The sequence below is a fragment of the Myxococcus sp. CA056 genome (assembly GCF_013336715.1).
Lineage (GTDB): Bacteria > Myxococcota > Myxococcia > Myxococcales > Myxococcaceae > Myxococcus > Myxococcus llanfairpwllgwyngyllgogerychwyrndrobwllllantysiliogogogochensis.
The window spans coordinates 251,873-270,307 of record NZ_JABUMT010000010.1; the positions used below are offsets into that span (position 1 = coordinate 251,873).

The window sequence follows — 18,435 nt, forward strand, 5'->3', positions numbered from 1 at the left end:
GCACATCGTCGTTTCATCCTACGTCACCACCACGCCCGAGGAAGCAGGCGAGCCATGCATCCCGACGCGGCGAAGCGCCTCGCGCTGGGTTACGCTCGCGCACCTATGCCCCGTGCGCGTTCCCCTCGTCAGCGCCTGTCGCGGCGCTCCTTCATCCGGCGGCTGACCTTCCTGGGCGGCGGCGTCGTGCTGCTCGGGCCGCTGGCCTGCAAGCGCTCCTCCGAGGAAGCCCCCAAGCCCGCCACGGACCCCGGCCCCCTGGGCACCGCGCCCGACGGGCAACACCATCGCACCTTCTCCTCGTTCGAGCTGGCCGTCGTCACCGCCGCCACCGAGCGCATCCTTCCGCGCGACGAGGATCCCGGCGCGCTCGACGCCGACGTGCCTGTCTACATCGACCGCATCCTCCAGACACCCGAGATGAAGCCCATGCGCGACGACTTCCTGGAGGGGCTCGCCGCGCTGGAGCGCCGCTCGCAACGCATGTTCCAGAAGGGCTTCTCCGCCATCACCCCCGCGCAGCAGGACGAGCTGCTCACGCTCTTCAAGGACAGTCCGCCCCAGAGCGGCGAGGCGCACTTCCTGGAGCTGCTCACCGTGCTGACGTTGGAGGGCTTCCTGGGTGACCCGTCCTACGGCGGAAACAAGGGCAAGGTGGGCTGGAGGCTGATGGGGTTCGACGCCGTGGGCACCATCGCCATGGCGCCGCCCGAGGGCTACGACGGACCGAAGTGCCTGCGCGAGTGCGGGGTTCACAAGTGAGCCTGCCCGAAGTCGACATCTGCATCATCGGCAGCGGCGCGGGCGGCGCGCCCATGGCGCTGGAGCTGGGCCGCGCGGGCTTCAAGGTCGTGGTGCTGGAGAAGGGCCCCCACTACCGGCCCCAGGACTTCGTCCACGACGAAATCCTCAACAGCCGCCGCAACTTCTTCATGCCGTTGCCCTGGGAGGAGCCGCACCTGCTGCGCAAGGGCGCCAAGGGCAAGTACGAGCGCAGCTCCGCGGCGTGGACGGCCAACTGCGTGGGCGGCGGCACCGTGCACATGAGCGGCTTCTTCTACCGCCTCAAGCCGGTGGACTTCCGGCTGCGCAGCACGCTGGGCGCGGTGGCCGGCACCACGATTGCCGACTGGCCCATCTCCTACGAGGACCTGGCGCCCTTCTACGACAAGGCCGAGCAGGAGCTGGGCGTGTCCGGACAGGCCGTGGCCCACCCCTTCGCCGAGCCGCGCAGCGCGCCGTACCCGCTGCCGCCCCTGGACGTGCACCCGGTGGCGGGGGAAATCGACAAGGTGTGCAAGGGGATGGGCTGGCACTCGCTGCCCACCGCGCGCGGCATCATCAGCCGTCCCTACAAGGGCCGGGCGCCGTGCGCGTACTGCGCGCTGTGTGGCAGCTACGGCTGTGAGATGGGCGCCAAGAGCGGCACGAACGCAAGCCTCATCCCCGCCGCCGTGGCCACCGGCAACGTGCAGGTGCGGCCCGGTTGCATGGCGCGCACCGTGGAGGTGGACAAGAAGGGGCGCGCGCGCAGCGTCATCTACCTGGACGCGGACGGCGTCACCCAGGAGCAGCCCGCCAAGGTCATCGTCGTGTCGTGCACGGCGGTGGAGAGCGCGCGGCTGTTGCTCAACTCCACGTCCAGCCGCTTCGCGAGCGGCCTGGCCAACGGCAGCGGGCTGGTGGGAAAGAACCTCATCTTCAGCTCGTTCGGCGAGTCCCAGGCGACGTTCCGACTGTCGAAGCAGGCCGAGAAGCGCCCGTGGCTCAAGGACCCGGGCCCCTTCGTCAACCGCAGCATCCAGGACTTCTACCTGATGCCGGATGAGCGTTTCGGCTTCCGCAAGGGCGGCACCATGGGCTTCATGTGGGCGCATCCCAATCCCATCCATGCCGCCACGGGGCTCGCCGGCAACGGCTCCTCGGCCGTCTTCGGCAAGGAACTGAAGGACAGGATGCGGGCCTACCGGGACTCGCGCATCCTCCTGTTCGAGGTCTACGGAGAGTTCCTCCCCACGCCCGGCAGCTACGTCGGCGTGGAGAGCGCGGTGAAGGACAAGCATGGCATCCCCGTGGCCGCCATCACCGTGGAGCGACACCCCACGGACCTGGTCGCCACGCGCTTCCTCGTCGAGCGCGGTGAAGAAGTCCTGCTGCGCCTGGAGCCGGACGAACTCAAGCGCACCACCACCGCCGGAGAGACGACCATCCTCCAGCACGGCACCTGCCGCTTCGGCGACGACGCGGCCACGTCCGTGCTGGACAGGAATTGCCGCGCGCACGAGGTGCCCAATCTCTATGTCGTGGACGGCAGCTTCATGCCCACGGGCGGCAGCGTGCCCTCCACGCTGACCATCGCCGCCAACAGCTTCCGGGTGGCGAGCCACCTTGTTCGAACGTTGAAGCAAGGCGTCGCCTCCGGCGGTTAGCGATTGCGCAGAGGCGTCACGTCGACCTTCACGGCGTAGCGCGCCTGCATGTCGGACTCGAACTCGATGAGGTGGTCGCCCACTCCGGTGACGTCCGCCTCCTTCGTGAAGACGCTGAACTTCTCCATCGAGTCGAGCACCGCGCGCCCATCCGCCGCCAGACGCGTGCGGGCCCGGCACCCCTCCTCGTGGAAGATGACCACCGTCTCCTCTCCCGCGGCGGTGACCTCGTCCAGGTAGAAGCTCACCTTGACGTGAGACGCCTCCGGCACCTGGACGATGAACTTGCTGCGACCAGGGAAGCGACCCTCCGCATAGCCTTCCGCTCCGAGAATGCAGCCCGCGACGCTGCCACACACGGGCCAGGTCTCATCACACGCATCCTTCACACGCGGACCGATGAAGTCGTCGCGCGTGTCGCCACAACCCACCACCAACAACATGAGCAGGAATGCACCGGCGCTCTGGGCCTTACGACAGAACACTGTTACAACATTCATCATCATCGACCCTCTAGCGAGGAGTGAACGTCCATGCGACTGCACACCCCGTGGCTCCCTATTCTGTTCTTCTCACTCGCGGCCTGCGGTGAGAGCGCCGAAGAACTTCCCAAGACCCCGCAGCTTGTCTCGGACCGCGACGAGATGGCATTCGACCGCGAGTTCAACGCGGGCACCTTCGTCGGAACCAGTGGCTTCAACTCGGTCATGGTGACGAACATGGGGGAGGATACGCTGGAAATCACCGACATCACCCTCAACGCTCCGTCCGTGTTCACGATGAAGGTCTCCAATGACTACACGGCCGGCACGCCCCTGCAGGTGCCCTCGCTGAAGCACGTCTTCATCGAGGTGACGTTCAAGCCGCGCGAGGCCCAAGTGTACCAGGGCACCATCACCATCAAGTCCAATGCGGCGAACCTTCCGGAGAAGGTCATCGCCCTCAACGGACAGGGTATCGCGCCTCCCTGAGCCTCCCCGAGGGTGAAGGGTGACGGGCACCACCCGCCACCCCACCCAGGTGGGTGTCGTTCGCTCGCCCGCCCGCCGTGGCGCACCTCGCGAAGTCGCTGGCCCACACCGCGCGCCAGGCCTCGCGACAATCACACACATTCCGCCGGACACCGGGTGATGGCCTCGCGAAAGCCAGGTCTCCCCGCAGGAGCGACGGCTTCGTCGCCCCTTGTTCCATCCACCCCGCCTCGCCTGCTGCCCGCCTCGTTGGAGCCGGGTCAGACACATCGCGAGACACCGCATCGAACCAGGTGACTGCGCTGGGAGCGAGTCACCCGGCCCAGCGCCCACTCACGGCTGACGGGTGAAGGCACAGCCCCCGCGCGGCCCGGGAGCGCCACCGTCTGGCGTACCCGCGTCTTCCAGCCCCGGGCACTGCGTCGTCACGCCGCCGTCCCGCGTGTACGACTGGGGATAGTCGCCGTAGCCGGTGCGCAGCGTGTACTCCACCTGCTCGTAGGACGTGCGCTCGGCCGCCGACACATCCACGCGCATCTTCCCGCCACGGATGAAGCGCGGCTCCAGACAGCCACACGCGTACGGGGCCAGGGTGACGACGGTGGAGTCGGGGCGCTCCTCCAGGTTGAACAGCGGCTGGAAGCTGCTCAGCGGAGCATTCGCCGGCGTGTGCCACGCCCGCAGCGCGTCCGAGCGGTAGCCCAGCGTCAGCGCCTGGTTGCGGCTGCCCGCCCTCACCGCCACGCAGCCCTCGCCCATGCCACTGTCCGGCACCGTGCCTCCGTCGGCGCCCGCCACGGCGTCGCCGTCACAGAAGGTCAGGTCCAGCGCGAGGCCGTGCACCGAGCCACCGTCCTGCTGCTTCGCCACCTCCCACTGCACCAGCCACGCGCGGTCTTCCGGCGGCGGCACGGCGGGGAGCTGGAACATGAAGGAGTCCACGTCGGACGGCACCGCGTCGTAGTCCATGGGGCCGCGCACGCCCCGGCCGTTGATGCGGTCATCGCCGTTGCGCAGCCGTCCATAGCCATGCGACAGCCGGCCGGTGACGGTGTACTCCGCCGTGTCCGGCGGCGCGGGAAAGGCCGTGGTGGAGGCCAGGGGCTTGGACACCGCCGACTCCGTCGACGTCCCGCCGTAGCGGCTGACCTCGTCCGCGTCCTCCGCCTCCCACGTCACGTCCAGCCGGTAGTCCTTGTCATCCGCCCAGTTGGTGCCGTCGTCCTGGACGTTGAAGTAGTACAGCTCCGAGGCCGCGCGCGGGGGCACCGGGATGACGCCCTCGAAGTTGCTCAGGTTGGTGAAGCGCGGGTTGTTCGACGTCTCCTCGCGCAGCGAGTGCAGACACATGGGTGCCGGCAGGTCCGCGCGCTGGCAGTACCCCTGCACCAGCGCGACGATGTCCGGATTCTCCCCGTAGCCCTTGGGGCACGCCGTCGAGTCATTGGTGCACGCGGTCCGCCACTCCTCCCGGTTCGCCCCCTTCGACACGAGGGTGAAAACGAGCACCTGGCGGTCCGGCGTGTCCGGCAGCGCGGGGAAGCGGGCCCCGGTCGCCAGCGGCACCACGCGGTAGCGCAGCCGCGTGGGCACGGTGGAGGCCGGCAGGCGCACCCCATACCAGTCCTGGTCGCCGATGTAGCCGATGCGTCCGGTGAAGGCCGTGGACGACGCGGGCGACGGTGAGGCCAGGTCTCGCAGCAGCGCGTCGCCGACCTTGTCGTTGCCGAGCTGCGTCTGGTCCTGCGCGTCCGCCTCGTCCAGGACGCGGATTTCCACGTCGTACCCCTGGCGCACATCACCCTGTGACGTGTCCCGGTCGCTGATGCCGCGGTAGCCGCGCACCACCAGCATCCACTTGCCCGCGTGCTCCGCCTTCACCTTGCGCGCCGTCGCCAGCACGCCCGGGCGCACCTGCGGACGAACCTCGCCCTCGTCCTCCTTCTCCTCCTTGGTGAGGAAGCCGGGGCGCAGGAGCTGGTACGACAGCCGCCAGTTGGGCACGAAGCCCAGGTCCGGCGCCGTCACGCTCACGTACGCCACCTTCCCCACGGGCAGGTCGAAGGTGTAGCGGTCCACGTCGTTGTCCGTGGCCAGGAAGCCCGACACCGTCCCCACCTGCACGCCCGCGCCCTGCGACGCCAACGACAGCGGCGTGGCGGCGGCGAGGGCGTCGTTGGGCTCGTGCGTGTCCGGGTTCTCGGTGATCTGCAGCGTCAGCCGGTAGGGGTTGCGCGCATCGAACTTGGGCTGGGAGACGACGTCCGGCGCGTCCTGCACCAGCACCAGCACCGTCTTGCCCTTCAGGTCGTCGCGCAGCGGCACCACCATGTCCACCGGCTTCGGCGCGCCCTGGCCATGCTTGTCGTCCTTCTTCGCCAGCGAGCTTTCCGACCCGTCGGGCAGCGTCTCCAGCACGCTGATGGACAGCTGCACCGCGGTGCTGGAGGCCACGTAGAGCCCGTTGAGGTTGAGCAGCGTGCGCGCGCTGGTGTTGGCGGGCAGGACGATGCGGTACCAGTCCTGGTCGCCTTCGCGCGTCGCCCCTTCCTTGACGAGCAGGCGCTCCAGCGGTTCACCGGGCTTGAGCTCGCACTCGGCCAGCGTCAGCGCCTCTTCCCGGCTGTTGCAGAGGTCCTGCACCTGGGGAGTGCCCGCGTCCTCCTTGTCACCGCCCCCGGAGGAGCAGGCGGTGAGGGCGAGCAGCGCGAGCGACAACAGTCGGACTTGGGTCTTCATGGGAGCGTCGATTCTCACGGCGTCGGAAGCGAGACGTCGGCGCGGCCGGGGCAGCCGTCGACGAAGTCCTCGGGGGCTACGCGGATGATGCCGTCGGCGGGGGACTTGATGCCGCCCACCGGGTAGCGCACGGAGTCCACGCGGAAGGTGCGCACCTGGGTGCGCGCGGTCGGGTCGTCCGCGGGCACCATCGCCACGGACAACGCCACGTTGTTGAAGCCCGCGCCGCGCGTGACGACACCCGCGTCATCCGCGGCGGCCACGGTGGGCGCCAGGAGCACGTTGCCCACGCTCAGCGTGTAGCACTGACGGCCCAGCTCATCCGGCGGGCCGTCCGCCTCGAACGAGTAGCGGTAGCCCTCCGCCGCCAGGTGGGCGGTGTCCACCTCCAGTGGGCGGGTGTGCAGGCGCAGCTCCGCGCGGCTCGTGAGCCCGTCGTTATCCGGGTCCTCGTCCAAATCATTGCTCGCGCCCTGGGTGCCGCCGCGCCATTCGATGCCATCCGGCACGCCGTCGCGGTCGCTGTCGGCCAGCGTCGCGTTGGTGCCGATGAACTGCTCGTCGCAGTCGAGCAGCCCGTCACAGTCGGTGTCCGAGGCGCGTAAGAGCGGAGGACAGCCCTTGTCCAGGCCGCCACCGTCCGGGTCCGCCACCTGGATGGGGTCGAAGTCCACGCCGCGGTCGCGGAAGTACACCTCCACGCCGTCGCTGAAGCCGTCACCGTCGGTGTCCATGAGGTTGGGGTTCGAGCCCACCTCCGCCTCGCGCGCGTCCGACAGACCGTCTCCGTCCGTGTCCGCCGCGTCCAACGGACTGCCCGGCGGCGCGGAGAAGTTGGTCGCAATCACTTCCTTCACGATGAAGGTGCGCCGCACCTGCCCGAAGGAGAAGTCCAGGAAGTTGATGGGCTCGTTGTTGCGGAAGTCGCGGAAGTTGCCGCCGCCCAGCTCGGCCATCTTATCCAGCCGGTCCGCGTTCTGGTTGATGATGAGCAGCGGGCAGCCGCCGTCGCCCGACAAGTCACACACCGACGACACCGGTTGCGTGGGAGTGAAGACGTGCACGGTGTTGACGCGCACGTCCTCCACCAGGTCCCGGAGCTGACGGATGCGCACCACCGCGTCACCCTGGAGCAGCTCGTCGTCCTGGTCCAGGGTGGGCTTGCCGTCCGACAGGAACACGAGCGAGTAGCGCGCCTGCGCAAGCGCCTGCGCCCCACCCGGCTCCAGCCGGCTGCGCGCGATGTCCGTGTTGATGAGCGAGTAGATGTCCGACAGCGGCTTGACGAAGTCCGTCGAGTCCCGGTTCGGTGAGTTGTCCGGGTTGCGGAAGGTGAGCAGTTGCTCGGTGAGCTGGCGCATCCGGGCGTCGTCCATGCTGGACACCTGCATGAAGCCGTCCTGCGGGGGGTTGCCCGGCGCCTGGGTGAGGAACGCCGTGGTGCTGCCGGCGAAGACCACCACCGCCAGGTAGACCTCCGGGTCCCTGGGCAGGTTTTCAATCAGCTCCACCAGCGCGGTGGCGCGCGTGCCATCCGGGTCGCTGACGCGCATGGACTGCGAGGCGTCCATGGCGATGATGAGCTTGATGGGGCGCACCACCTCGTTGGAGCCGACGGTGCAGAAGCGGCCCTGCATCGAGATGGCCCGGTCCACGGGGACATCCACGTCCCGGCGCGGGTCATACAGATACGAATCGGAACAGGCCACCACCAGCACGAGCGCGACAATCAGGCCCGCCAGGATACGTCCAGCCACACTCACGGGTTGACTCCTCCCTGCTGACCCGCCGGCGTCGTGCCCACACACCGCCCCTGGTTCTCCCAGGGATTGCTCAGGTCCGTGGGAATCATGAAGTTGTCATTCGTCAGCGTCAGCTCCGGACCCACCGGCACGCGCACGCTCGGCGGCGCGTACTGGGACCAGGCACAGGCCGAGCGCCAGACGCCGTAGTCGGTGGCCACGCCGCTCTCGGGGGCCTCCGCGAACCACAGCTTGAAGAGGTTGAAGCCCTGCTTGGCGCCCACCCGGTCCGGCGTCGTCACCATCTGGAGATTGGAGACGGTGTAGTCGTAGCAGACGCTCCCGTTGGGCAGCACCTCCGCGATGCGCGTCTCATACTGGAAGCCGTTCTTCTCGAAGAAGGCCCTGTCCCGACGCGTGGGGTCCGTGCCCGCGCGCAGCTCCACCTCGTCCGGCAGGCCGTCACCGTCCGTGTCCAGGCCCGCGACGCTGGGCTCCATCGGGTCGAGCCCCCAGCGCGCCTCGAGGCTGTCCGGAATGCCGTCGCCGTCGCTGTCGACGATGGTCTCCCGCGTGCGCAGGTACGACTCCGCGAACTGCGACAGGCCATCTCCATCCGTGTCGCGGCACGTGCAGCGCGGCGTCAGCGGAGAGTCCGGGTCACACCCGCGCGCGTCCAAGTCATTGGCCGCCTTGAAGCCCTGGTCCTCGCGGCGCTGCTCGAAGCCGTCGTTCAAGCAGTCCCGGTCGCTGTCTGCGTTGAACGGGTTGGTCTTCAGCGTGAAGGAGTTGTCCACGTCGTCCGGCACGCCGTCGCCGTCGCTGTCCACGATGCGCGCCTCCAGCCCCGGGCCGGAGCTGAGCGGCTCCACCAGCAGCGTCTTCATCACGTTGCGCGAAGCGAAGGACGAGTAGTCCAGCGCGCCCAGGCCCAGGTTGGAGATTTCAGCGGTGTCGTTGAACTCCTGGTACACGCCGTTGCCCATCTCCGCGAAGCGCGTCAGCAGCCAGGCGGCGATCTTCTTCGCCGCCGCCGGGTACTCGGCCGGCGCCACGCCCGGGTAGACGCCGTAGATCTGCTCGCAGATGGTGCCGCAGGCGCGCACGGCCTCCTGGTTGAACAGCAGCACCGTGTGCATGCGCACGTCGCCCACGTTGTACTGGTCCTTCAACTCCATCAGCCGGCGCACGTAGCTGAAGAGCTGGTAGTTCTGGTTGCGGTCCGTCCCAATCTCGAAGCCGTCAATCTGGTCCGTCGTGCTGGTGGCGTTGCAGAAGCCGATGAGGGAGTCCGCCCACGTCAGGTCCGGACTGTCCGGGCCGGCGTAGACGCTGAGGTTGTCGGTGGCGGAGCAGCGCGGATACGGCGTGCCGTCCGTGAGGAAGACGACGACGTAGCGGGTGCGCGGCAGGACTTCCGGATTGGACAGCGCGACGGCGTTGATGTCGCTCGCGATGAGGCTGTAGGCGTACGACAGGGCGCCCTGGTAGTCGGTGCCCTTGCCCAGCTGGCTCTGCAGGCCGTCGATATAGGTGTCGATGTTGGTGTCCGGCCGGGCGAAGCGGTCGCCCGTCGTCGCCGGGGGCCAGACGTTGCGGACGTTGGTCTCGAACGGGGCGACGGACACCTGCACGTTGCCGCCCGCCGCGTTCACCTGCCGGAACTGCGCGACCAGGCGCTTGAGGGCGCGCACGCGCGCGGGCTCGGTGACGCCGGGCGGGATGATGGCCTGCACCTCGGCCTGCTGACAGAAGCCGCTGTCCAGCTGCGCGCCAGGCGGGTCGGAGATGCACATGCTTCCCGACTCGTCGATGACGACCACCACCTTCACGGGGAAGCCGGCGGGGTTGGGCGGGCGCGTGCAGACGCGCCCCTGGAGCATCACCCTGTCATCGACATGGGACTGCTGTTCCGTTCGAGGCTCGAGCATCGAGTCGGTACAGGACAGCAGTCCCGTGGCCAGGAGGCCCGCCGCGAAGAGCGGGAAACGAAGAAGGCGGCGCATGGGGAAACGACCTCCTGGCAACAGACGATGAGATTTACTGCTCGCGGCGGCGGCGGCGCATCAGGACGCCCAGCAGCGCGGCGCCAAGCGCCGTGGCGCTGAAGCCCGCGGGCACGGAGTTGCAGTTCGGACCGCCTTCGTCACCCTCGCCCACCGTCAGCACCAGGGTGGACGTGGCGACGCGGCTGTCCGGGAAGACGCGGTCGGCGAAGGCCAGGCGGGCCTCCACGGTCAGCTCGTACGTGCCCTCGGTGTCCGGCACGAAGTTGGGAACGCTGCCGTCCACGTAGGAGTACTGCCAGTTGCGGCTGAGCGTCACCGCGCCCTGGGGGTTCTCCACCACGGAGTTGGAGCCATCGGGGCGCCGGGTCACCGTCCAGCGGTACTCCATGGCCGCGCCGTTGCGGTTGGCGAACAGCGGCGGACGCAGCGTCTCACCCGACTTCGACAGGCGCATGGTGCCGCCGGCGCTGACCGTGAAGGGGGACTTCGGGTCCAGGCACTTGTCCTTCTGGGTGGGGTCCACCACGAGGCAGTAGAGCCGGTCGCACGCGTCGCCCAGGCCGTCGCGGTCGTCGTCCGCCTGCTCGCGGTTGGCGACGTCACGGCAGTTGTCGACCTCGTTGAGGATGCTGTCGTCATCGGCGTCCGGGTCGCACGCATCGCCCAGGCCGTCGTTGTCCTTGTCGGACTGGTCGGGGTTGGCGAGCCCGGGGCAGTTGTCGCCGTTGTCGGAGATGTTGTCGGCGTCCGCGTCCACGCGGCACTGGCTGCCATCCGTCGGCATCACCTGGTCCGGGTTGGACCGACGCGGGCAGTTGTCCGCGCCATCCGCCACGTTGTCGTTGTCATCGTCCGAGTCACAGACGTCGCCGGCGCGGTCGGCATCCAGGTCGGACTGGTCCACGTTCGGAATCAGCGAGCAGTTGTCCTGCTCGTTCGCCACGCCGTCGTTGTCCCGGTCCGTGTCGCAGTCATCGCCCTGGCCATCGCCGTCGGCGTCGCGCTGCTGGAAGTTGGAGAGCGTGGAGCAGTTGTCGCAGACATTGCCCACGCCGTCGCCGTCGCCGTCCGTCTGGTCACGGTTGGAGGCGAACGGGCAGTTGTCCCGGTCGTCCGCGCGGCCGTCGCCGTCCGCGTCATCCGTGTACGACAGCGTGTCGCCGTCATCCGTGTAGTTCACCCACACGGAGCCGCAACCACAGCCACAACCTCCACCCACCTCCTGTGGGCGGCCGCAGCTATCGCCGAGGCATTCCGGGTTGTCAGGGTTGTCGTTGTTCTGCGCCTGGGCAGTGCCAGGGTTCACGACGAGGAAGGCCCCGAGCAGCAGCGCGGGAGCGAGACGAACGAGTGTCATGGTGACTCCTTTCAGCCCCGGGCCATTAGCAAGAGACGATCCGCACCCTTGCCTGAAGTAAATTCCAACAGTTTCAGGCACTTGTGCGCGGCGCATCAGGCTGTGGACCGGAGAGTGTGGGGGGCACTCCCCAGTCCGAACGAGGGGTAGACCCCTCATTCACGGGTGGATCACGTTCCGAGGATGAAGGCCTCTGGGTCGAGGGGGAGGATGCCCGAGGGGGTACGTCCCTCGTCCTTGTCGTACTGGATGGGCTGGATGAGCAGCGAGCCGATGCCCGCGCCGCGCGGGTCATTGTCCCGGCCAGCCTGGAGGTAGAGGTACACCTCGTTGGTGCCCGCGGGGATGACCTCGCCGGGGATGAGCGGGTGGGGCCGCTCGCGCGTCGCGACGAGGGAGATGTTCTCCACGCGCGTCGCGTAGCAGATGCGGCCGTCGACGGTGGGGTCCGTCTCCACCAGGTCGTAGCCGTAGCCGCGCTCGCGGTGGAAGTCGAGGTCGGCGCTGAGCGGGTCTCCGTGGGCTTCAATCTCCGCGATGTTCGTCAGCCCGTCGCGGTCCGAGTCGAGCAGGTCCTCCGGCACGAGCGGGTTGGTCTGCGACAGGGCCTCCACCAGGTCCGGAAGGGTGTCGCCGTCGGTGTCGCCGATGCAGGGGTTGGTGCCCAGCACGCGCTCCTCGCAGGTGTTGAGCCGGTCGCCATCGTCGTCCAGGGAGATGCTGCAGCCGTTGATGACGTCGGGCAGCAGCGGATCCAACCCGACGCGCACCTCCAGGCCATCCATCAGTCCGTCCTGGTCCGAGTCGAGCTGCAGCGGGTCCGTGCCGAGCGCGTCCTCGTCCACGTCGGGCAGGCCGTCACCGTCGCTGTCGGCGAGCACCTGGCCTGCACGCACCGCCACGTTGCGGTTGAAGGCGAGGAAGCGCTTGAGCTTGAGGGTGTTCGTGCGCGCGGCGTACTTCAGCCCGGTGAGGGTGCCGGGCAGCCCCGCGGCGTCCGTCTCGATGGGCTCGGTGCCGCCAGCATGGGCGATGGCCGCGACATGCGCGCGGGTGGCCGGGTCCGGCACGGCGCCTCGGACATAGATGGGCTGCACCACCACCTCGCCCGCGCCGTACTGCTGGGCCAGCGCCTTGATTTCGCCGGTGACGGCGGTGAGCTCGCACTCGCTGCAGGCGACCTTGTCCGTCAGCGCGTTGCAGGCCGCGTCCAGGCCGATGTTGAAGGCCGGGTTGGAGCAGCTGGTGTCCTGGCTGCGCACCACGATGACCACCATGTAACGCGTGCGGGCCACCTCGCCGCGACACGCCGTCTGCATGTCGCCGGACAACAGCGTCTTCCCCAACCGCAGCGAGGAGCGGACGCTGATGGGCCCCGACTCTTGATAGGTGGCGTAGCGCGGGAGCGCGGCCTGGAAGTCCGCCGCGTCGGAGAAGCCGCCCAGGATGCCGGTGGCCACCGAGTGGTAGGCGACGAGGCCGAACTTCACGAACGGGCCGGAGAAGCGGCTGGAGAGCGTGGACAGGCCGTCGGTGGCATAGCCCACGATTTCGGTCTCCACGCCCTCGCCTCCCTGCAGCGCGAAGACGACCTTGGTGGGAAACGCGTCGCCGCCCGCGAGCGGAACACAGACGGTGCCGGAGAAGTTGGCGCGGTCACCTTGGTTGGCCCCACGCCCGTCGATGGCATAGAGACCCGCGTCGGAGCAGGACAGGAGCAGAATCGGGAGTAGCAGCGGCCACGCGGAGCGCGGAAGGGGGCGCATCGGATGGATTGTAGACCCCAGCCCCCCACGGCAACGCAAGTGACAGCGGTGTCCGCGTCGAATTCTTCAGACGCCTGCACACACCGCGGGCCGTAATTTCGCCCCGCCACGGAACGCCGGACGCGCCGCGTTCCGACGCGTGCTCACAATGTGAGCAGGAAGGCGAGCACGTCGTCCCGCTCCTCGGGGCTGAAGGCGCGCGCATCACCGTGTGCGGGCCCGGCCGTCTCCAGCACCGTCCTCAAGGGGAAGCGCGTGTCCACCACCAGCCGGCCATCCTTCACCGCGTAACCCGCCGTGGCGCTCGTGAGCAGCGGCCACATGTCCCACGTGCCCACCAGCGACGGCGGCGCCGCGCCCACCACCAGGTCCTGCTGCTCGATGCGCAGCGGCAGGGCCACGGGAGTGCCCACGTCCAGGTACTGGCCTCGCGTCCGGGCGTCCTGGTCCAACGTGTAGAGCGGCGCGGGATGGCACGCCAGACAGCCGCCCCGCCCCTCGAACAACGCGCGCCCCCGCGCGGGACGACCCACATGTCCATCCGGGAGCGTCACCGACTCCAGCGGCGCGCCATCCTCGCCCCGGTACGGGTTGGGTGGCGTCACCATCAGCGACGTATAGAGGGTGAGCGCCTCGACTTCGGAGGGGGACGGGTCCGGGTTGTGGAAGCGGTTGCGTCCGCCCACGAAGCTCGCCGTCTCCGCCAGGTTGTGCTGGCTGGCGGGCGTGAAGAAGGGCGGCGTGTCACGGCTGCCCAGCACGGTGGGCGAGCGGTAGATGCGATTGGGCCGCGTCTTCTCGTAGAAGACCCCGCCGGTGTGTCCCTCGATGTGACAGCCGTCGCAGGTGATGCCGGTGCGTCCCAGGTCCGCGTAATAGAGGACCTGTCCCAGCTGCCGCTTGGCCTGCGCGCGCGTCACCACCACCGGGAGCCGCCGCGTCACCACCCCCTGCCGCCCCTTGCGCGCGTCGCGCACGTCCACCACCGCCACCTCGCGGCTGAAGCGATTGAGGACATAGAGGGTGGCGCCGTCGGGAGAGAGCACCAGTGAGCGCGGCCCGGAGTGCAGCTCCTCGCCCGCACGTCCCTTCGTCGAGAAGTCCCCGGCCGGACGGATGCGCGGCATGTCCGCGGGCGGCGTCAGCGAAACCTTCTGAAGCACCGCGCCGCGCGCCACCGTGTCGTCGCTGGAAACCAGCGCCCGGGCGTCAATCACCCGCACCCAGCCGATGCCCACGTCCGCCGCGTAGAGCAGCTCCGTGGCCTCGTCGAGCGCCAGACCCTCCGTCACTCCCGCGCCGAAGCCCCGGTGTCTCACATAGTCGCCACGCGCCGGGTCGATGACGGCCACGCCGCTGTTGTTGCTCACCTCCATGCGCTGGGGATTGGGCCCGACATTGGGGCCCAGGCTCGCCATGAAGAGGCGGCCCAGCTTCTGGCTCGCGACGAGCGCGCGAGGCGCCTTTCCCCCCATCACCTGCGCGCGGAAGCGCTCCGTGTTGCCGCCGACGATGGCCACTCCAGGCCCGGGCACCACGGTGAACGCGCGCGCGCCGTCCTCCTGACGCAAGAGTTCCAGTTGCCCCGTCTGGAGGCTGCCCACCGCCAGCAGGTCCTTCCATCGGGCGAGCGCGCGCGGATTGGGGTCCACCGGCGCGGCCCAGCGCTCGCGTCCATCCTCGAGCGAGACAGCCCGCACCGTGTCCCTCACCTGCTCCGCGATGAAGGCCACGCCACGCGCGCCATCCACCTCCAGGCCGGAGGCGCCCAGGGGCGCGGGCAACACCCGAGGCTCGCTCTTGGAGTCCAGCGCGAACACGCGCAACTCCGGCTGGTAGCGATGGACCACACCGAGGAAGGACCGGCCGCGCGCATCCTTCCACGTCGCCAGCGCGGAGGGACCGTCCCCCACCGCCAATCGCTCCACGCGGCCCGAGCCCACGTCCAGGGAGTACACCGTGTCCGTGGGCGGCGAGACGACGAACAGCGTGCGCCCATCCGGCGACGCCACCATCCCCGTCAGGTCGGGAAAGGCGCGGTCGTTCACCAGCGTGAGGGGGGCGCTCCCCTCGACAGGCGCGCCCCCGTCCGCCACCAGCCGGACCTCCACCACCACCTGGGGCAGGTCCTCCGGCAGCGCCAGCCCCGCGGGCAGCCGGGCGAAGGCATGGCCCGAGTCGACCACCGTCAACGGCAGCTCGCGCGACAGTGGTGGACCGAGTGACAAACGCAATCCCGCTACCAGCCTCGCGCCCTGGATGGACAGGGGCTGGGAGGTCTCATTGCTGGTGAGCCGGGGGCCCACCGAATCGAGCCTCGGCGCCGTTCCCGAGGAGGGGGGCGCGGAGGACCCTGGAGGCGCGGATGTGCGTCCGCCCCGCGTGCTCAGGCGGTAGCCCACAAACCCGGCGGCGCTCCACAGCGCCACGCCCACCGCCAGCATTGCCCACTTGCGCGCCGCGCTCGTCACGTCGTGTCCCGGTACCTTTCGCGAGAAAGCATCCTCCCTCCTCTCGCGCGAGGCCACGAGGATTCTCCCCGTGCCCGCCCGGTTGGACAGCGACTTCAGACACGGAGCGGCACGACATCTTTCCGCTCGGCCGGCAACGAGCAAGTGCTGTCGTGGAGCACGCGCCCCACATGGGGTGGAGTGCCCCCCACACCTGTTGACCGACGTCTCACGAACAGCCCTGGAGTGTGCGTTGACAGGTCCATACACGCATCGCTTAACCTGTTGATGATGCGACGCTTCCTCCTCTGCATGGCCGTCGCCCAGCTCCTCGGCATCGGTACGCTGTTCATCCCGAGCGACGCCTGGGCCCAAGGCCGCGGCCGTTCCGCGAAATCGGCGAAGTCGAAGGCTGGCAAGAAGTCCAGTGCCAAGGCCCCGCCGAAAATTGAAACCAAGAGCGCGCCCGTGACGGACCCGGTGACGGGCGAGTCGGAGGCCGCCACTTCCTCGGCGCCGCCGCAGCGCGGACCGTCCCGCATCGACTTCGACGACCGGCTCATCCAGGGCCAGACGAACAAGTCGGGCGCCGTCTATCTCTATGACCGCAAGGAGCTGAAGACGCGGTCGATGATCCGCGAGCGCGACAGCTTCCGCGCCGAAACGCTCGCCACGGTGTACGACCAGTAGGGCAGCACCGCCCACCAGCCCTTGAAGGGAGCGTCACCGTTGAGCGGCCAGCCCAGCGTCCTGCAAGTCGTCATCCTCCGCGACGGACTCCTCGTTGGGACGGAAGTCTTCGTCCCCGGCACGTATGCGCTCGGTTCAGACCCGTCCGCGGACCTGAGGCTGGAAGACCCGGCCGTGGAGCCGCGCCACGCGCTGCTCTATTTCCAGAACGGACGCGCGGCCATCCAGGACGCGGGCACCGCCACGGGCCTGTTCGTCAACGGCCACCGCGTCACCGCGTGCGAGATTCGCTCCGTGGATGAGGTGCTGTGCGGACCTTTCGTCCTCAAGACGCGCGTGCTGGCGCAGAAGCCCCACGAGGCCAAGCCGCAGCCTCCGCCGGAGGTCGCCGCGCTGTTCGGCACGCCGCAGCCCGCGCCGCCTCCCCCCGCGCAGCAGGCCGCGCCCGTGCGCCAGCTCCGCCCCGCCACCGCGCCCGCGCAGCCACTGGCCACCACCGTGCCCGCGATTCGCGCCGTGCCACAGCAGCAGGCCCATCCGGCGCAAGCGGCGACGCAGGCCATCTATCCGCAGCAGTCCGCCGCGCCCGCCATGGTCCCCATGCCGGCGCCCGTCGCGCACGCGCCGCAGGCCTCCATCAACGCCCAGGCCCACGTGGCCGCCGCGCCGCAGCCCGTGCCGCTGCAGGCCCCCCACCAGCCCGTGCCCGCCGGCACCGTGCCGTCCGTGCGCCGCCGCGTGACGCAGGAGCCTCCGCAGGCCGCGAACACGGGCATGCTGTTCGCGGATGATCTGCTCGCGGACGTCGCGTTGGAGCCGCTGCCCGCGCCGCAAGGGCCGCTGCTCCAGGAGCCGCGCGTCACCGCGTCCAGGCCCACGCATGCGCCGCGCCTGGACCCGGGCAAGGGCACGCCCCAGCTCTACCTGGAGCTCTACTGGGGCACCATCCGCCGCGACGCGCGCCGCTTCAAGCCGGACAAGAAGCAGCCGGTGAAGGCGTCGCTGGACCTCCCCGACGCGATGCCGCTGTGGGGCTTCACGCTGCCGGAGAGCACCGGGCCCTTCACCCTGGCCGAGTCGGCCAACGGCGCCTTCCGCCTCTTCGTGCCTCCTGGCACCGAGGTGGAGAAGAGCGGCAATGACGGCCGCTTCACCCCCGTCACCGGCGCGGCGCTGGAGTCCGACGGCAGCCGCCGCTTCATCACGCTGCGCGAGGGCGTGGGCGCCCGGCTGACGCAGGGCCAGATGTCGCTGGTGGCCTACGCCGCCCCCATCCCCACGCGCGTGTTCGTCAACCCGCTCAAGGGCCTGCCGTGGCTGGCGATGATGTGCTTCCTGCTCTTCGCGTCGGGGATGGGCGCCTTCATCGCGCTCAAGCCGCCCACGCCGGAGACGGCGGACTTCACCCAGAAGAGCCTGCCGCCCGTCGCGCTGCGCCTCATCGCCCCCGAGCCGAAGAAGAAGGAAGAGGCGAAGCAGAAGCTGGAGGCCATCAAGAAGAAGGCCCCACCGAAGGAGAAGGTCGCGGAGAAGGCGCCGCCCAAGCCGGTGGAGAAGGCACCGCCTCCGCCCAAGGAGCAGCCCAAGGCCGTGGCCGCCGCGCCCGCGGAGAACAAGGCGCTCAAGGCGCTGGCGAAGCTGTCCGCCGCCGGGCCCGCCACCAATGACCTGCTCGCCGCCGTGGACAAGCTGGGCAGCGGCCCGGGCAGCAAGAACGTGAAGAACTCCAACTACAAGCTGTCGGGCCTCATCGGAAAGGCGCCCATCGCCAACGCGGGCCTGGGCACGTTCGGCCTGGGCGGCGGCGGCAAGGGCGGCGGCGCGACGCTGGGCGCGGAGCTTCTGCGCGGCAAGGGCGGCGGCGGAATCGGCGCGCTGGGCGCGGGCTCGGTGGGCAAGGGGAAGGTCGGCGGCACCGTCACGCGCGCCACCGCTCGCAGCATCGCCTCCACCCAGGGCACCGTGGACCGCGAGGCCGTGGCCCGCGTCATCAACAGCCACCTGAACGAAGTGCACGGCTGCTATGAGCGCGCGCTGCTCAAGGATCCGGGCCTCGCCGGCAAGGTGGTGCTGGAGTGGACCATCGGCGCCAACGGCCGCGTGGCCGCGGCGAAGACGAAGTCCTCCACGTTGCGCAATGCCTCCGTCGAGGCCTGCATCCTCACCAATCTGAAGTCCTGGACCTTCCCCGCCCCCAAGGGCGGCGTGGTCATCATCACCTACCCGTTCCTCTTCAACTCCGTCGGCTACTGACGCGGGCCCCCCACCCGCGTTTCGTTCCG

12 protein-coding genes are annotated in these 18,435 nt (G+C 69.4%); 5 read left to right on the plus strand and 7 right to left on the minus strand.

Going from position 1 to position 18,435, the window contains the following annotated elements; all coding sequences use genetic code 11:
* Positions 1-105: 105 nt before the first annotated feature.
* Both HUA76_RS31950 and HUA76_RS31955 read left to right on the plus strand, forming a co-directional pair.
* The gene (locus HUA76_RS31950; protein WP_174462999.1) at positions 106-762 is read left to right on the plus strand and encodes a gluconate 2-dehydrogenase subunit 3 family protein; all 657 of its coding nucleotides are present in this window, start codon (positions 106-108) and stop codon (positions 760-762) included.
* Positions 759-2,429, plus strand: a complete 1,671-nt coding sequence (locus tag HUA76_RS31955; protein WP_174462948.1) for a GMC family oxidoreductase — start codon at positions 759-761, stop codon at positions 2,427-2,429. The genes HUA76_RS31950 and HUA76_RS31955 overlap by 4 nt, the downstream gene beginning before the upstream one ends.
* On the opposite strand, the gene HUA76_RS31960 is transcribed toward HUA76_RS31955, so the two are convergent.
* A complete protein-coding gene (locus tag HUA76_RS31960) occupies positions 2,426-2,935 on the minus strand; it encodes a hypothetical protein (protein WP_141641909.1) in 510 nt (169 codons plus the stop codon). The two genes, HUA76_RS31955 and HUA76_RS31960, sit on opposite strands and share 4 nt — an antisense overlap.
* Positions 2,936-2,962: 27 nt before the next feature.
* Between HUA76_RS31960 and HUA76_RS31965 the strand changes: the two genes are divergently transcribed.
* Entirely contained in the window at positions 2,963-3,400 is a 438-nt protein-coding gene (locus HUA76_RS31965; protein WP_174462949.1) for a hypothetical protein, read from the plus strand.
* Positions 3,401-3,733: 333 nt separating this feature from the next.
* Here the strand turns inward: HUA76_RS31965 and HUA76_RS31970 are convergent, their stop codons facing one another.
* From HUA76_RS31970 to HUA76_RS31995, 6 genes are all read right to left on the minus strand, one after another.
* Positions 3,734-6,139: a hypothetical protein gene (locus HUA76_RS31970; protein ID WP_174462950.1), complete on the minus strand. Its 2,406-nt coding sequence runs from the start codon at positions 6,137-6,139 to the stop codon at positions 3,734-3,736.
* A 14-nt stretch (positions 6,140-6,153) separates the two neighbouring features.
* Positions 6,154-7,902, minus strand: a complete 1,749-nt coding sequence (locus HUA76_RS31975; protein ID WP_174454738.1) for a VWA domain-containing protein — start codon at positions 7,900-7,902, stop codon at positions 6,154-6,156.
* Positions 7,899-9,887: a vWA domain-containing protein gene (locus HUA76_RS31980; RefSeq protein ID WP_174462951.1), complete on the minus strand. Its 1,989-nt coding sequence runs from the start codon at positions 9,885-9,887 to the stop codon at positions 7,899-7,901. The genes HUA76_RS31975 and HUA76_RS31980 overlap by 4 nt, the downstream gene beginning before the upstream one ends.
* A 34-nt stretch (positions 9,888-9,921) precedes the next feature.
* A complete protein-coding gene (locus HUA76_RS31985; protein ID WP_174454736.1) occupies positions 9,922-11,247 on the minus strand; it encodes a thrombospondin type 3 repeat-containing protein in 1,326 nt (441 codons plus the stop codon).
* A 170-nt stretch (positions 11,248-11,417) separates the two neighbouring features.
* Positions 11,418-13,013, minus strand: a complete 1,596-nt coding sequence (locus HUA76_RS31990) for a thrombospondin type 3 repeat-containing protein (protein ID WP_174462952.1) — start codon at positions 13,011-13,013, stop codon at positions 11,418-11,420.
* A gap of 143 nt (positions 13,014-13,156) precedes the next feature.
* Complete coding sequence (locus HUA76_RS31995; protein WP_174463000.1) at positions 13,157-15,457, minus strand: MtsA protein; 2,301 nt, start codon at positions 15,455-15,457, stop codon at positions 13,157-13,159.
* Positions 15,458-15,775: 318 nt separating this feature from the next.
* Here HUA76_RS31995 and HUA76_RS32000 point away from each other — a divergent pair, with 318 nt between their 5' ends.
* Together HUA76_RS32000 and HUA76_RS32005 are read left to right on the plus strand one after the other, a co-directional pair.
* On the plus strand, positions 15,776-16,153 hold the full coding sequence (locus tag HUA76_RS32000) for a hypothetical protein (protein ID WP_246137093.1): 378 nt from the start codon (positions 15,776-15,778) through the stop codon (positions 16,151-16,153).
* 39 nt (positions 16,154-16,192) lie between these two features.
* The gene (locus HUA76_RS32005) at positions 16,193-18,406 is read left to right on the plus strand and encodes an AgmX/PglI C-terminal domain-containing protein (RefSeq protein ID WP_141641917.1); all 2,214 of its coding nucleotides are present in this window, start codon (positions 16,193-16,195) and stop codon (positions 18,404-18,406) included.
* Positions 18,407-18,435 lie beyond the last annotated feature (29 nt).

What these genes read in the sequence shown, in the direction of transcription:
- HUA76_RS31970 (WP_174462950.1), bottom strand. Translation starts at nt 6,139, where the DNA reads ATGAAGACCCAAGTCCGACTGTTGTCGCTCGCGCTGCTCGCCCTCACC.
- HUA76_RS31990 (WP_174462952.1), bottom strand. Translation starts at nt 13,013, where the DNA reads ATGCGCCCCCTTCCGCGCTCCGCGTGGCCGCTGCTACTCCCGATTCTG.
- HUA76_RS31960 (WP_141641909.1), bottom strand. Translation starts at nt 2,935, where the DNA reads ATGATGATGAATGTTGTAACAGTGTTCTGTCGTAAGGCCCAGAGCGCC.
- HUA76_RS32000 (WP_246137093.1), top strand. Translation starts at nt 15,776, where the DNA reads ATGGCCGTCGCCCAGCTCCTCGGCATCGGTACGCTGTTCATCCCGAGC.
- HUA76_RS31980 (WP_174462951.1), bottom strand. Translation starts at nt 9,887, where the DNA reads ATGCGCCGCCTTCTTCGTTTCCCGCTCTTCGCGGCGGGCCTCCTGGCC.
- HUA76_RS31965 (WP_174462949.1), top strand. Translation starts at nt 2,963, where the DNA reads ATGCGACTGCACACCCCGTGGCTCCCTATTCTGTTCTTCTCACTCGCG.
- HUA76_RS31950 (WP_174462999.1), top strand. Translation starts at nt 106, where the DNA reads ATGCCCCGTGCGCGTTCCCCTCGTCAGCGCCTGTCGCGGCGCTCCTTC.
- HUA76_RS31995 (WP_174463000.1), bottom strand. Translation starts at nt 15,457, where the DNA reads ATGCTGGCGGTGGGCGTGGCGCTGTGGAGCGCCGCCGGGTTTGTGGGC.
- HUA76_RS31985 (WP_174454736.1), bottom strand. Translation starts at nt 11,247, where the DNA reads ATGACACTCGTTCGTCTCGCTCCCGCGCTGCTGCTCGGGGCCTTCCTC.